This is a genomic window from Qipengyuania sp. ABI-127-1, assembly GCA_022953095.1.
In the GTDB taxonomy this organism is placed as follows: domain Bacteria; phylum Pseudomonadota; class Alphaproteobacteria; order Sphingomonadales; family Sphingomonadaceae; genus Qipengyuania.
Genome location: JALJCR010000001.1, coordinates 1789065 through 1803225, shown reverse-complemented (window position 1 = coordinate 1803225; position 14161 = coordinate 1789065). Strand labels below are relative to the sequence as shown.

Below are 14161 nucleotides of genomic sequence, written 5' to 3'. Positions count from 1 at the left end.
GCGTGCTCGGACCTTGAGGCGGATATGGGTCGTCGCTCTCGTTGCTGTCCTCCTCGTCACGATGGCGGTCGGTGTTCGTTATCACTGGGATCTGACCGCCGCCGAAGAGCGGCTGACCGGCCGCAGCAGGGTCATCGAAACGCCGCAGGGTCCTCTCGAATATGCCGAGCAGGGAACGGGCAGCCCGCTCTTAATGATTCACGGAACGGGTGGCGGGTTCGACCAGGGGCTGCTTTTCTCCGGCGATCTTCACGAACGCGGTTTTCGTGTCATCGCACCGTCGAGGTTCGGCTATTTGCGGAGCGCGCCTGACCCCATCGCGCCAGAGCTTCAGGCCGACGCCTTCGCGACGCTGCTCGACGAGTTGGGAGTCCAGGACGCGGTCGTGGTCGGCGGGTCGGCAGGCGCCAACTTTGCCGCGGCATTTGCCCTGCGCCATCCCGAACGGTGCCGGGCACTGGTATTGCTCGTTCCCGCCAGCAATCTGAATGACCGCGACCCGGTCGAAATGGCCGCATGGGAGAAGGCGCTCGTCGCTCGTCTCGCTGGGTCCGACTTTCTGTACTGGGCTCTTCTGAGCCTTGCTCCGGGCCAAGTCACCAAGACCCTGCTCGCGACCGATCCGACACTTGTGGGTGGCGCCACGAGGGATCAGCGAGAGCGCGTGAGCGACATTGCGGAAGGAATGTTGCCCATCAGTCGGAGAACCGCGGGGATGTTGGCCGATGGCCGTCTTGCCGGATCACCGACCGATCTCGATTTCGGTGCGATCGATGTACCAACACTGATCATCTCGGCAGAGGATGATTTGTTCGGAACCGCCGGGACGGCGCGTCAGCTCAGTCGGATCATGCCGAACTCCCGGCTCGTGCTCTACGAGACTGGGGGGCATGTGTGGGTTGGACGCGAGGAAGCCGTTTCCCAAGAGATCGCCCGATTTTCCCGAAGCGTTGAACGGTCTAACTAGCCCTGGCGATAGCGCAATCGGTCGGGGTTTAGCTGGTCGACCGAGGTCACGCCCATCAGGCGCATAGCGCGTTCGATTTCCTCCTTGAGGATGGTCAGCGCACGCTCGACCCCGACCTGACCGGCTGCGGCGAGGGCATAGAGATACAGGCGCCCGCCCGAAGCCGCCGTCGCGCCAGCGGCAAGACCCTTGAGAACATGCGTTCCGCGCCGAACGCCTCCGTCGAGGATGATTTCGATTTCGCCGCCGACCGCGTCGACGATCTCGCGAAGTTGATCGAAAGGCGCACGGCTACCGTCGAGCTGCCTGCCGCCATGGTTCGATATCCAGATCGCATCCGCGCCGATCTCGACCGCGCGGCGCGCGTCGGCAGCGCTCATCACGCCTTTCAGCGCGAAAGTGCCGCCCCAGTCCTGCCGAATACGGGCAGCGGTATCCCAGTCCATATTCGTGTCGAGCATGGTGTTGAAATAGTCCTGGATGCTGACGGCCTTGCCTGAGCCTTCCTGTACATGGCTGTCGAGGTTCGGCAGGCGGAATTTCGGGCCGAAAACGTAGTCCAGCGTCCAGCGCGGGCGTGTCGCATAGCTCCACAATGCGCTGGCGGTGAAGCGAGGCGGGGTGGTGAAGCCCGAGCGCAGGCACCGTTCGCGCTTGCCCGAAACGATCGTGTCGACCGTCAATACGAGCGCATCGAACTTGGCCGCTTGGCAGCGCTCGATCATGCTGGTGTTGAGGCCCCTATCCTTGTGGACGTAGAGCTGGAACAGCTTGGGGCCGCTGGTGAGCGCGGCGATTTCCTCGATCGAGTGCGTGGCGAGGCTGGAAATGCCGAACCAGACGCCGAATTTCTCCGCCGCTTTCGCCACCGCACGCTCGCCATCGCGGTGAAAGGCGCGCTGCAACGCGGTCGGGCTGAGAATCAGGGGAAGGGCGCTTTCTCGGCCCATAATTGTGCGGGAGGTGTCGATTTCGGCGACGCCTGCCAGCACGTCGGGCACCAGGTCGACCGCGTCGAAGGCGCTGGTATTGCGCGCCTTCGTGATCTCGTCATCCGCCGCGCCGTCGATATAGTCGAACACCGGCCAGGGCAGGCGTTGTTTCGCGAGCTTCCGGAAGTCGTCGATATTGTGGCAGTCGGTGAGCTTCATATGCGGCCGAGCGCCTGCTGTTCGGCCCGCGACAGGTGGCGCGGCGGGGCGATGGGTTCAAGCGTTTCGGCATCGAACAGGGCGCTTCGCCGACGATCGCCGCTCAGCATATCCTTGATCATCCGTCCGAAGAACCGGCGCATCAGGCGGTTGAACGGCATGGCGGTGAGAGCGCTTGCATCACCTGTTGCCTGTTCGAGAAAGACATGGCCGATGGGGCTGCCCAGCAGAGCATCGCACCGTGCGGGATCGGTGTTTGCGAGAATCGTTGTCACATAGGGCACTTTGCCATTGGCGTAGGTGTTGAACAGCGGCGAGTTACAGCAGGTCGTGTACCAGCGTAGTGTCTTGCCTTCCGTCATGTGCAGGCTGGCGAGGTTTTCGCGGCCGGAATGCAATTCGACCCGGGCGCAGCGGGATTGGTAGAGATCGGTGCCGCCCAGATCGTCGAGCACGCGCTCTTCCTGTCCAAGATGGCGGACAAGGTCGCGGCAATCGACGCAGTGGCATACCACCCGATCGCCTTCGGACGCGCTGGCCTTCCGAACGACGCCGGTCACGGCACCGCATTTGCACGCAAAGGGCAGGCTGTCGGTCGCGCTCATGGTCTCTCCCTCCATGAGCGCGATCCTAGCTCAGTTCTTATCCTTGTCGACCAGCTTGTTGGCGCCGATCCAGGGCATCATGGCACGCAGCTGGGCGCCGGTCTGCTCGATCGGATGCGCTGCTGCGGCCTTGCGGCTTGCCTTCAGCTCGGGCTGCCCGGCCTGGTTGTCGAGCACGAAGTCCTTCACGAAGCGGCCCGACTGGATGTCGGCCAGAACGCGCTTCATTTCGGCCTTGGTTTCGTCGGTGATGATGCGCGGGCCGGTCTTGATGTCGCCGTATTCGGCGGTGTTCGAAATCGAATAGCGCATGTTGGCGATGCCGCCTTCATAGAGGAGGTCGACGATCAGCTTGGTTTCGTGGAGGCACTCGAAATAGGCCATTTCGGGCGCGTATCCAGCCTCGACCAGCGTTTCGAACCCGGCCTGGATGAGATGGGTGATACCGCCGCACAGCACGGCCTGTTCGCCGAAAAGGTCGGTTTCGCACTCTTCCTTGAAGTCGGTTTCGATGATGCCCGAGCGGCCGCCGCCAACCGCGCTGGCGTAGGACAGGGCAAGCTGCTTGGCGAAACCCTGGCCGCCCGATTGCTCGCTTTCCTGATGGACGGCGATGAGACACGGGACGCCGCCGCCCTTGATATATTCGCCGCGCACGGTGTGACCGGGACCCTTGGGCGCGATCATGATGACGTCGATATCGGCGGGCGGATCGATCAGGCCGAAATGAATGTTGAGGCCGTGCGCGAAGGCGAGCGCGCTGCCCGGCTTCATCTTGCCCGCGACTTCATTGGCATAGATTGCGGCCTGATGCTCGTCGGGCGCGAGGATCATGAGCACGTCGGCCCAATCCGCCGCGTCCGAGACAGTCTTCACGGTGAAACCCGCGCCTTCGGCCTTTTTGGCCGTTGCCGAGCCTTCGCGTAGCGCGATGACGACTTCGCCGACACCGCTGTCGCGCAGGTTCTGCGCATGGGCATGACCCTGGCTGCCATATCCGACGATGGCGACCTTCTTGTCCTTTATCAGTTGCTGGTCGCAATCGGCATCGTAGTAAACTTGCATCGAAAAAAATTCCTATTTTCGTGTTCGTGAGAAGAGAGAAATGCGTCCCGAAGGCGTGGCTAGCGAGCCATCGGGCTGCGAAATTTGCAGGCGTTCGTCCCGCAACAATTCCTCCAGCCGGCCGTCGGCGTTGGGCTGCGTATCGGCGACCCCGTCGGTCATTTGGACGGTCAGACGAAACAGACCCCGCATCAGTCCGCTCTGTTTGGCATAATCCGCGATTTGGAGCGCGCCGCCAGGTTTCAGCAGCGCGATCATGCCGTCGATCAATTCGGTTTTGGTCTCAGGCGGGACCTGGTGCAGGACGAGGCTGCAGTAGATTGTATCGAAGCTGGCCGCCTCGAAGGATTGCTGATCGAGAAAACCTTCGCGGAAATCCACTTCGACACCCTGTTCGGCTGCCTTGTTCCGGGCAATTGCGAGTACCTGCGGGTCGGGATCGATGGCGATGACTTCGGCTTCGAAACACAGGGATTTTGCCGCAATCGCGAGTGTGCCAGTGCCGCAGCCGACTTCAAGCAGTCTTTGTCCTGGCCGCGGATCGATGCGGCCGATCAATTGGGGACGCCAGCGGTTCTCGCGCGTGAACAGCCGGATCAGCGCGTCGTAGCTGCCGACCCCGGCCAGTTTTCCTGCGGCGGGAGTGAAGTCGCGATCTGCCATCGCCGTCACTCCGCGCCCGCGCCGCGCATCATCCCGACGATCCCCGAGCGGCCGACCTCGACCAGCCCGAGCTCGCGCATCAGGGCGATGAAACTGTCAATCTTTTCCGGCGCGCCGGTCAGTTCGAACACGAAGCTCTGCGTGGTGGTATCGACAACATTCGCGCGGAACAGTTCGGCGATGCGCAGCGCCTCGACGCGGTTGTCGCCCTTGCCGGCGACCTTCACCAGGGCGAGCTCGCGCTCGACATGCGCGCCTTCCTCGGTGAGGTCGATGACCTTGTGCACCGGGACCAGCCGTTCGAGCTGCGCGCGGATCTGGTCGATGACCGGTTCCGGTCCGCGCGTCACGATGGTGATGCGGCTGATCGCGTGGTCTTCGGATATGTCGGCCACGGTCAGGCTGTCGATATTGTAGCCCCGCGCGGTGAACAGGCCGGAGATTTTGGCGAGAATACCGGCTTCGTTGTCCACGATGACGTTGAGAACGTGCCGTTCGGCGGTCTGTTCTTCGATCTTCATTGTTCACGATCCTGCCACACAGGTTCGAACATGCGCCCATCGCCGTCATATTCGGCAAGAAAGACGCGGCCCATGCGTACTGCCTCGAAGTTATCTGTCTGGCGGCTGAGGTCGAGGCTGTCGGGCAGGAGAACCCACGCCTCGTCCGCTTGCTTCTGGGCAACCTCCATGCCGAGGAAGCGCTGCCCGGTATCCTCGATCCAGTCGAGCAGTCGCCCGGCATCCTGGCGATTGAACCAGACGCGGCGTTCCGCGCGATCCGCGAATTGGGACGGGAATTTCGGTTGCATACCCATCACACCAGTGCCTTCGCCTTGTCGTCCATGGTGCCCTCGACCTGATCGCCGTAAAGCAGCATCTCGGTATGGGCGGCACCGCTTGGGATCATGGGGAAGCAATTGGCTTCCTTGGCCACCTGGCAATCGACCATTACCGGCCCGTCATGCGCCAGCATGGCCTCGATCCCGGCGTCGAGCTGGCTTTCATCCTCGATCCGGATGCCCTTCCAGCCGTAAGCTTCGGCAAGCTTCACGAAATCGGGCAGGCTGTCCGAATAGCTGTTCGAATACCGGCTCTCATAGGTCAGCTCCTGCCATTGGCGGACCATGCCCATATATTCGTTGTTGAGGATGAAGACTTTCACCGGCAGGCGATACTGGCTTGCCGTGCCCAGTTCCTGGATATTCATCTGGATCGAGGCTTCCCCCGCGATATCGATCACGAGGCTGTCGGGATTGCCCAATTGCGCACCGATGGCAGCGGGCAGGCCGTAGCCCATCGTCCCGAGACCGCCGCTGGTAAGCCATTTGTTCGGCCCCATGAAACCGAAATACTGCGCGGCCCACATCTGATGCTGGCCTACTTCGGTGGTGATGATGGGGTCGCGATCCTTCGTCAGCGCGAACAGGCGTTCGATGCTCTTCTGCGGCATGATGAGATCGCCGCTGCGCTCGGGGTAGGCAAGGCAATCGCGCGCCTTCCAGCCAAGGATGCGGGCCTTCCATTCGGACAGGTCGCGCCCCTTCCGGCTGCCCCATGCCTCCACCAACTGCTCGAGGACATGCGCGCAATCGCCAACGATTCCGAGATCGACCGGCACGATCTTGTTGATGCTCGCACGGTCGATATCGATATGTATCTTCTTCGCCTGCGGAGCGAAGGCATCGAGCCGCCCCGTCACGCGATCATCAAAACGGGCTCCGACCGCAACGATCAAATCGGCGCGGTTCATGGCCATATTCGCTTCGTAGGTACCGTGCATGCCCAGCATGCCGAGCCAGTCCGGATGATCGGCGGGAAACGCGCCGAGGCCCATCAGCGTGCTCGTCACCGGGGCGGTGGTCGCTGCTTGTAACTGGCGCAGCAACTCGCTGGCCCTGGGACCGGCATTGATAACGCCGCCACCGGTATAGAGCACGGGACGCTCTGCCGTGGCGAGCATTTCGACAGCTTCGGCGATCTCGTCCGCCGCGCCGACCATGCGCGGTTGGTAGCGGTGCGAGGGCAGGGGGGTATCGTCCTGCTCATACCATCGCGCCGAGGCAATCTGCACATCCTTGGGAATATCGATCACGACCGGACCGGGGCGGCCCGAAGTGGCGATGCGGAAGGCTTCCTCGATCGTCGCGCCAAGGCGTTCGGGGTCCTTCACGAGGTAGTTGTGCTTGGTGCAGTGGCGGGTCAGCCCCACGGTGTCCGCTTCCTGAAAGGCGTCCGTGCCGATGAGCGCGGTGGGCACCTGCCCGGTGATCACCACCATGGGAATCGAATCCATATAGGCATCGGCGATGCCGGTGACCGCATTGGTCGCCCCCGGGCCGCTGGTCACGAGCACCACGCCCGCCTTGCCAGTCGAGCGGGCATAGCCTTCGGCGGCATGGGCCGCGCCAGCTTCGTGGCGCACGAGGATGTGGCGTATGTCCTGGTCGGCAAACAGCTCGTCGTAAATCGGCAGCACGGCACCGCCGGGATAGCCGAAGACGAATTCGACATCCTGCCGTTTGAGGCATTCGATCAGGATAGCGGCGCCACTGCGCTCTTTGTTCACTTTACCCTCCGACCCGTTTCACGGTGTTCAAGAGACACAAATCGGCCCGGCGCTGGGGTCTATAGCGCCGGACCGACTTTGCTCAGATAGATGTGTTGAATTTCACGGTCAACCGTCATTTTGAAATAATGAAACAAAAAAATCGCATTCCGCATCATTTTTGTTATCCGTGCGCAGCCAGTTTTCCGGTGGCTGGTTACGGAACCATGTGTACTGCCGTTTGGCATACTGGCGCGTCGCGGTCTGGCCAGCGGCGATAGCTTGAGCCCGCGATAGTTCGCCTTGGAGGAGGGCGGCGATTTCCGGCACGCCGATGGCGCGCATCACGGGCAGGCCCGGATCGAGGTTGCGGGCAAGAAGCGCTTCGACCTCCTCAATGGCCCCGGCATTGAGCATGCGTTCGAACCGCAGGTCGCATCGCGCGAAAAGCCATTCGCGATCCGGCAGGAGAACCAGCGGGTGCAGCGCGATGTCCTGCCCGATGCCGCCGGACTTGTGCTTCTGCCATTCGCTCAGCGTCCGTCCGGTCGAACGGACCACTTCGAGCGCCCGCGCGGTCCGCGTGACATCGGCGGGGGCGAGGCGGGACGCTGCTTCCGGGTCTTCGGCTTCAAGGGCAATGCGCGCCTCCGTTTGCGCCAAAGCCCGCACGGTCTCGCGAATGTCGGGTGCAATCTCGGGAACGGGAGCGATACCGTCGAGCAGCGTGCGCAGGTACAGGCCTGTCCCGCCGCACAGGATCGGTACGGCGTTCTCCGCATGCGCCTGTGTGATCGCCTGTTTCGCCGCATCGGCCCATTCGGCGGCCGAGCAAATCTCGGCTCCGTCCCAGGTTCCGAACAGGCGATGCTCGATCCCGCCCATCTCTTCCTCCGTCGGGCGGGCGGACAGAATGCGCAGGTCGCGATAGACCTGCTGGCTATCCGCATTGACGACCACCCCCCGGCGGCCATCCCGTTCGAGTCGCTGTGCCAGCCTGACCGCGAGATCGCTCTTGCCGCTCGCCGTCGGCCCTGCGATGAGCGCGACCGGTTTTTGATATGGAGACGTTTTGGTGCTCATCGCCCGGCTGATAGCAGACATGGACAGCGTGGAAACACGGCTCGATGCGGCGATGAGCGCGCTCGCCATCGCTAACATGCCGGTGGCCATGGCAGGCATGCTGGATTTCTGCGGCGATGTGCTGCAGCTTTCGCTTCCCGAGGGCGATCGGGCACGGCTGACAGGAACGCTCGCCGAGCATTTCGGCGAGTGCGACCTGCTCCTGGCCGATCACGAGATCGAGGTCCCGCGCCTGTTCGTGTCGGACATGGATTCGACGATGATCGGTCAGGAATGTATCGACGAACTCGCCGATTTCGCCGATCTCAAGGACAGGGTCGCCGCGATAACCGAACGCGCGATGCGGGGCGAACTCGACTTCGAAAGCGCGCTGAAAGAACGCGTAGGGCTGCTGGAAGGTCTGGAGGAAGCCGCTATCGAGCGGTGTCTCTCCGACAGGATCCGACCGGTCGAAGGCGCCCGGACGCTGGTGGCGACGTTGCGGAGCAAAGGCTGTCGCTCCGTGCTCGTAACCGGGGGCTTCCACCACTTCGCCGATCCGGTTGCCGAGCAACTGGGGTTCGAACGCGTGGTCGGCAATCGCCTTGGTGTTGCGGGCGGAGCGCTGACCGGGCTGCTCGCCGGTCCGGTGAGCGATGCATCGACCAAGCTGGCGACGCTGGAGGAGGAGCGCGCGCAATTGGGCGAGGGCGCTCGCGTGCTTGCCACGGGGGACGGGGCCAACGATATCCCCATGATCGAAGCGGCGGATTACGGCTTCGCCTACCGTGCGAAACCCAAGGCACGCGAAGCCGCGAACGGACGGATCGAGAGCCGGAGCCTGACGACGATACTCAAATTGCTGGGCATTCCGGAACGTGAATGGATCGACGAGGCCGCGCCTGCGTGAGGCTTGGCGCGCTTTTCCAATTGTGTAGGGTGAGTTTCCGTTAAGGACCTACATCTATGAACAAGCAGATGAACGCCAGCGCCTCCGCCATTGCCGATTTCGAAACCGCCCGCGATGGTACGCCGCTGCGTCATCCCCGTCGGCCAAGGGCACGCTATCGCCCCCTGACTGCGATCAGGCATTTTCGCGAATTGTTGAAGGACAAGGAAAACACCGCCGAAGTCTTCCGGATCTACGACGCGCTCCCCTCGGGACAGTTCATACCGCGTGTTCGCGCGCTCACGCTCAGCCCCCATGGTGAAGCCTTGCGCGCGAGCGAACCCTATCTTCCGACAATCCTCGACGACCATGATGCCTTGCGCAGACTCCCTGAGGGATCGGTCGCACATGCCTATTGCGATTTCATGGAACGCGAAGGTCTGTCGGCAGCAGGTCTGGTCGAGGAATCCGAGAAAGCCGACCAACCTGTTTACGACGACTTGATTCAATGGTTCGGCTTTCGCCAGCGGGACACGCATGATCTTATGCATGTGCTGACGGGATATGGCCGCGATGCGCTGGGCGAGCAATGCGTGCTGCTATTTACGCACGGGCAAAGCCCGAGCCACGGGCATCTGCTGTTGGGCTATGCCGGTTCCGTGCACCTCAAGAAGCTGGTGAAAAGCGCCGCCCCGGTGATGAAGGCGGTGCGCCAGGCCCATCGTACAGGGAAGGCATGTCCGCCGCTGGTCGGCCTTTCGATCCGTGAACTCTTGGCGAAGGATTTGCGGCAAGCGCGCGCCGAGCTCAATATTCCCGAGCCCGACCGGTACCGCGAATGCCATCGAATCTGGCGCGAGGAGGGAATCGACCCCTACGATCTGCTGGCGCAGCAGGAACCGGAACTGGCCGCTGCCGCCTGATCGCAGCGTGTCATAACCAACTGGCGATCCGATCCAGCGGCTTTTTCTTCAGGGCGTGGGCGGGGACGGTGGCCCCTTCTTCGGGATGGCCCACGACTACGACCATCAGGGGTTTTTCCCAATCGGGGCGTCCGCACATTTTGCGCAGGAAACCCATGGGCGAGGGTGTGTGTGTCAGCGTGGCGAGACCTGCTTCATGGAGCGTGGCGATCAGCATCCCACAGGCGATGCCGACGCTTTCATTGACATAGTAGTTCTGCGTTTTGCCATCTTCCTCGATGCCGCCCTTGCGCTGGGCGAAGACGACGATCAGCCAGGGCGCCGTCTCGAGAAACGGCTTGTCTTCGTCGGTACCGAGCGGGGCCAGGGCATCCAGCCATTCATCGCTGGCCTTGCCGGCGTAGAAATTGCGCTCTTCCTCTTCCGCCGCCTCGCGGATGGCGCGCTTCTTCTCGGACGAGGAAACAACCGCGAAATGCCAGGGCTGGTGATTGGCACCATTCGGCGCTGTCCCGGCAGCTTCGATTGCGGCCTCGATCACTTCGCGTGGCACCGGCTCGTCTGAAAAATAGCGGCATGTGCGCCGCTGCTTCAGCCGGTCACGCATGGATCGCGCCCGGGCGATGCTTTCATCGTCTGTAATATCGGGAAGTGAGTAGGGAACGGTTTCGTGATCGCGCATAATCCCAGACCTATCGCATGATGCCGCGCGGCTCGACCCCCTGGTTCGAAGCGGTCGAATGGATATCCCCGGTCGAGCGCGGCAGGCAGCTCGAATCTGTTGTCACGATTACGGGTATTTGGCTTCAGCGCAATTCCTTGCGGATCACGAGCTTGAGGCCGGACCAGACCTCGTCGACCGCGCAGACCTTGGTATCGACAAGGCCCATGGGAAGCGCGATCTCGCGGATCGTGTCTTCCGTGATGTCGGTTTGCACCGTCCCGACTTTCTTCGGCCAGCTCACCCAGATGTGCCCATCGCGGGCCATATGCTCGCGCAGGACGCCCAGTGTCGCTTCGAGGTCTGTGCGCTTGGTGACGAAAATATGCGCAGCGTCCGGTGTCTCCTCCGGCCCTCTGACGAAGGTCAGTTCCAGGGCATATTCGCCGATCTCGTCCTGGATACTCTCGGGCATCGCGTCGAACCATACGCGCAGTCCATCGCGCAGGCTGAGCTTCTTGGCGAGCGGCGTTCCGGAATAGCCCGCCGCCACGGCCTTACCGCTCCATCCAATCGGAAAAGAAGCTGCGATGCGCAGCGCGCATGTCTGCAACCGTGTTGCCGAACAACATGTTGCCACCCGTCTTACCGATGCGGCGAATACCGATGGAGGCGGTCTCGTCGTTCTCCGTGCCCTTGGCGAGGGCTTGGTTGAGTGCCTCCGTGTCGGGAACGGTCACGACATAGCGGCCCTGATCCTCGCCGAACCACCATGCGGCCTGTGAATATTCCTCGTTCCACTCCACATCGGCGCCAATGCCGCCGGCCATGGCCATTTCGGCAAGCGCGATGGCGAGACCGCCATCCGAAACGTCGTGAACCGCGCTGACCAGGCCCTCGGCGATGAGCTGTAGAATGATCCTGCCTGCGCTCTTCTCGACGGTGAGATCGGTGGGTGGGGTTCGCCCTTCGTCGCGACCGTGAATTTCGCTGAGCCACAGCGACTTGCCGAGATGTGAACGCTCGGGATCGGCGGTGGCCCATTCTTCGGCATGGATGAGGTAGATCGCCTCGCCCTCGGCCTTGAACGGCATGGTCATCATGCGGTCGTAATCGTCGATCAGGCCCACGCCGCCGATGGCCGGGGTGGGCAGGATCGCCGAACCGCCACCGGTTGCCTTGCTCTCGTTATAGAGGCTGACATTGCCGCTCACGATCGGGAAGTCCAGCACGCGGCAGGCGCGGCCCATGCCTTCGAGGGCATGAACGAACTGCGCCATGATTTCCGGGCGCTGCGGATTGGCGAAATTGAGGCAGTTGGTCACCGCCAGCGGACGCGCGCCAACCGCGCACAGGTTCCGATAGGCCTCGGCAATGGCCTGTTTGCCGCCCTCATAGGGATCGGCATGGACATAGCGCGGGGTGCAATCGGTGCTAATGGCCAGCGCCTTTTTCGTGCCGTGGACGCGGACCACGCCCGCATCGCCGCCGGTCTGGAGCGTGTCCGCGCCGACCTGGCTGTCATACTGCTCCGAAATCCACTTGCGCGAGGACAGATTGGGCGAGGCGAGCAGTTTCATCAAATCGCCGCCGACATCGTCCGTGTCCGGGCGCTCGGCCATCGGTTTGATACCGGCCCAGGCGGTGTAGTCTTCCTTCGAAAGGTAGGGGCGGTCGTATTCGGGTGCATCGGCCGCAAGCGGACCGAGCGGAATGTCGCACACCACCTCGCCGCCGAATTCGAGCACCATGTGCTGCGTGTCGGTGACTTCGCCGATAACTGCGAAATCGAGCTCCCACTTTTCGAAGATGGCCGCGGCCATCTCTTCCTTGCCGGGCTTCAAGACCATGAGCATGCGCTCCTGGCTTTCGCTCAGCATCATTTCGTAAGGCGTCATGCCTTCTTCGCGGCACGGAACCTTGTCCATGTCGAGGCGGATGCCCGCCTTGCCATTGGTCGCCATTTCGACGCTGGAGGAGGTGAGACCCGCCGCACCCATATCCTGGATGGCGACGATCGCATCGGTCGCCATCAGCTCGAGGCAGGCTTCGATCAGCAGCTTCTCGGTAAAGGGGTCGCCCACCTGCACAGTGGGGCGTTTGGCGTCGGCGTCTTCCTCGAAATCGGCACTGGCCATGGTCGCGCCGTGAATGCCGTCCCGGCCGGTCTTCGAGCCAACATAAACGATCGGGTTCCCGACGCCGGTGGCCGCCGAATAGAATATCTTGTCGGCATCGGCGACGCCCACCGTCATCGCATTGACGAGGATGTTGCCGTCATAGGCCGGGTGGAAATTGGTCTCGCCGCACACCGTCGGCACGCCGACGCAGTTGCCGTAGCCGCCGATGCCCGCGACCACGCCCTGCACGAGGTGCTTCATCTTCGGGTGCTCGGGACGACCGAAGCGCAGCGCATTGGCGTTCGCCACCGGGCGCGCGCCCATGGTGAAAACGTCGCGCAAAATGCCGCCGACGCCGGTCGCGGCGCCCTGATAGGGTTCAATGTAGCTCGGGTGGTTGTGGCTTTCCATCTTGAAGATGGCGGCCTGGCCATCGCCAATGTCGATCACGCCCGCATTCTCACCGGGGCCGCAAATGACCCATGGCGCTTCGGTCGGCAGCTTCTTGAGATGCAGGCGGCTCGACTTGTACGAGCAGTGCTCCGACCACATGACCGAAAAGATGCCCAGCTCCACCAGATTGGGCTCACGGCCCAGCGCGTGCAGGACGCGCTCGTATTCCTCGGTAGAGAGCCCATGTTGCTCGACGACTTCGGGAGTGATTTCGCTCATGGGTCGCGCCCTTACGGTGCAGCGGCGCGAGGTGCAATACGGCAGCGCGTTACGGTGGTGGGCTGGCAACCCCCAGGCCGACAGTCGTGCGGTGCCAGCGCGTTGAGGACACCCACGTTCCAAGGCATATCATGAGGGCGAAAGATATCAGGCCAAGAATCATGAAGCCCGGCCCTGCGGATACCGGTTCCGGCCCGAACCAGGCAAAGGTCTGCATCGCCAGCAATAGTGCGAGCATGATGAAGGGCGGACCCACGGGACCTTTGGTTCGGCGCAAATACAGCCAGAACGCCACGCCGAAAAAGCCGAGTTCGATGGAGATAGCTGCCAGAGGGTAATTCCACAGGCCAAGTCCGTAAGTCTGCCCGCTCCCTGAAATCGTCAGGTCCGGGCGGTGCGTCAGCCAGTCGAGCACCCAATGCGATATGACCACGATACCGGCCCAACTTGCCGCGACGAGATTGCGCTGCGCCAAGCCGATCACGATCGCGAAGCCGATTGCCCATATCGCGGAGCCGAGCAGGCTGTGCGTGAAGGGATAGTCGTAAAGATCGAGCGGGCTCATGGCGGTAATGCCCGGCGAAATCCGGAAATTCTCGATTCCCACCAGCGCGAACGAGAAGAAGGCTATGTCGACGAGCTGGGCGCCTAGAAACAGAACGCCGAGTTTTGGCGCTTCGTCCGTTATTGCGCGTGCCGCGAGTGCAGGCGCGAGATGGCCGATGAACATGGCCCTATCCGACCTTGCTGCCGACCCGGCTCACCAAGTCTGCATCCAGCGCCCCGAACACCAGTGCCGCAGCGATAGCAGCGACAATCCACGTCATAATCGCCCC

Annotated in this window: 15 protein-coding genes; 3 read left to right on the top strand and 12 right to left on the bottom strand. The window is 62.5% G+C overall.

Features of this window, described 5'->3' with window-relative positions:
• The first annotated feature begins 13 nt into the window (after nucleotides 1-13).
• Complete coding sequence (locus MUY37_RS08900; protein ID WP_499194984.1) at nucleotides 14-967, top strand: alpha/beta fold hydrolase; 954 nt, start codon at nucleotides 14-16, stop codon at nucleotides 965-967.
• Here the strand turns inward: MUY37_RS08900 and MUY37_RS08895 are convergent.
• The 8 genes from MUY37_RS08895 to miaA form a co-directional block, all read right to left on the bottom strand.
• Nucleotides 964-2118, bottom strand: a complete 1155-nt coding sequence (locus MUY37_RS08895) for an alpha-hydroxy acid oxidase (protein ID WP_499194983.1) — start codon at nucleotides 2116-2118, stop codon at nucleotides 964-966. The genes MUY37_RS08900 and MUY37_RS08895 overlap by 4 nt on opposite strands.
• A complete protein-coding gene (locus tag MUY37_RS08890) occupies nucleotides 2115-2723 on the bottom strand; it encodes a DUF6151 family protein (RefSeq protein ID WP_499194982.1) in 609 nt (202 codons plus the stop codon). The genes MUY37_RS08895 and MUY37_RS08890 overlap by 4 nt, the downstream gene beginning before the upstream one ends.
• Nucleotides 2724-2753: 30 nt before the next feature.
• Entirely contained in the window at nucleotides 2754-3788 is a 1035-nt protein-coding gene (gene ilvC / locus MUY37_RS08885) for a ketol-acid reductoisomerase (RefSeq protein WP_499194981.1), read from the bottom strand.
• Nucleotides 3789-3800: 12 nt separating this feature from the next.
• The gene (locus MUY37_RS08880) at nucleotides 3801-4451 is read right to left on the bottom strand and encodes a class I SAM-dependent methyltransferase (protein ID WP_499194980.1); all 651 of its coding nucleotides are present in this window, start codon (nucleotides 4449-4451) and stop codon (nucleotides 3801-3803) included.
• A gap of 5 nt (nucleotides 4452-4456) precedes the next feature.
• The gene (ilvN, locus tag MUY37_RS08875; RefSeq protein WP_499194979.1) at nucleotides 4457-4972 is read right to left on the bottom strand and encodes an acetolactate synthase small subunit; all 516 of its coding nucleotides are present in this window, start codon (nucleotides 4970-4972) and stop codon (nucleotides 4457-4459) included.
• Nucleotides 4969-5268 carry a hypothetical protein gene (locus MUY37_RS08870; protein WP_499194978.1) on the bottom strand — a complete coding sequence of 100 codons (300 nt, stop codon included), beginning with the start codon at nucleotides 5266-5268 and terminating at the stop codon, nucleotides 4969-4971. Before MUY37_RS08870 ends, ilvN begins: the two co-directional genes overlap by 4 nt.
• Nucleotides 5268-7019, bottom strand: a complete 1752-nt coding sequence (gene ilvB / locus MUY37_RS08865) for a biosynthetic-type acetolactate synthase large subunit (RefSeq protein WP_499194977.1) — start codon at nucleotides 7017-7019, stop codon at nucleotides 5268-5270. The genes MUY37_RS08870 and ilvB overlap by 1 nt, the downstream gene beginning before the upstream one ends.
• Nucleotides 7020-7127: 108 nt before the next feature.
• Nucleotides 7128-8081 carry a tRNA (adenosine(37)-N6)-dimethylallyltransferase MiaA gene (gene miaA / locus MUY37_RS08860; RefSeq protein ID WP_499194976.1) on the bottom strand — a complete coding sequence of 318 codons (954 nt, stop codon included), beginning with the start codon at nucleotides 8079-8081 and terminating at the stop codon, nucleotides 7128-7130.
• On the opposite strand from miaA, the gene serB reads away from it, so the two are divergent.
• Both serB and MUY37_RS08850 read left to right on the top strand, forming a co-directional pair.
• Complete coding sequence (serB, locus tag MUY37_RS08855; RefSeq protein ID WP_499194975.1) at nucleotides 8074-8970, top strand: phosphoserine phosphatase SerB; 897 nt, start codon at nucleotides 8074-8076, stop codon at nucleotides 8968-8970. The two genes, miaA and serB, sit on opposite strands and share 8 nt — an antisense overlap.
• 56 nt (nucleotides 8971-9026) lie before the next feature.
• Nucleotides 9027-9872 carry a Coq4 family protein gene (locus tag MUY37_RS08850; protein WP_499194974.1) on the top strand — a complete coding sequence of 282 codons (846 nt, stop codon included), beginning with the start codon at nucleotides 9027-9029 and terminating at the stop codon, nucleotides 9870-9872.
• A gap of 10 nt (nucleotides 9873-9882) precedes the next feature.
• On the opposite strand, the gene MUY37_RS08845 is transcribed toward MUY37_RS08850, so the two are convergent.
• From MUY37_RS08845 to MUY37_RS08830, 4 genes are all read right to left on the bottom strand, one after another.
• Nucleotides 9883-10554 carry a nitroreductase family protein gene (locus tag MUY37_RS08845; RefSeq protein ID WP_499194973.1) on the bottom strand — a complete coding sequence of 224 codons (672 nt, stop codon included), beginning with the start codon at nucleotides 10552-10554 and terminating at the stop codon, nucleotides 9883-9885.
• Nucleotides 10555-10678: 124 nt separating this feature from the next.
• A complete protein-coding gene (locus tag MUY37_RS08840) occupies nucleotides 10679-11086 on the bottom strand; it encodes a DUF3052 family protein (protein WP_499194972.1) in 408 nt (135 codons plus the stop codon).
• Nucleotides 11087-11090: 4 nt separating this feature from the next.
• Nucleotides 11091-13325, bottom strand: coding sequence for a phosphoribosylformylglycinamidine synthase subunit PurL (gene purL / locus MUY37_RS08835; protein WP_499194971.1), 2235 nt, complete (start codon nucleotides 13323-13325; stop codon nucleotides 11091-11093).
• Between the two features lie 49 nt (nucleotides 13326-13374).
• The gene (locus MUY37_RS08830; RefSeq protein ID WP_499194970.1) at nucleotides 13375-14055 is read right to left on the bottom strand and encodes a metal-dependent hydrolase; all 681 of its coding nucleotides are present in this window, start codon (nucleotides 14053-14055) and stop codon (nucleotides 13375-13377) included.
• Between the last annotated feature and the right edge of the window lie 106 nt (nucleotides 14056-14161).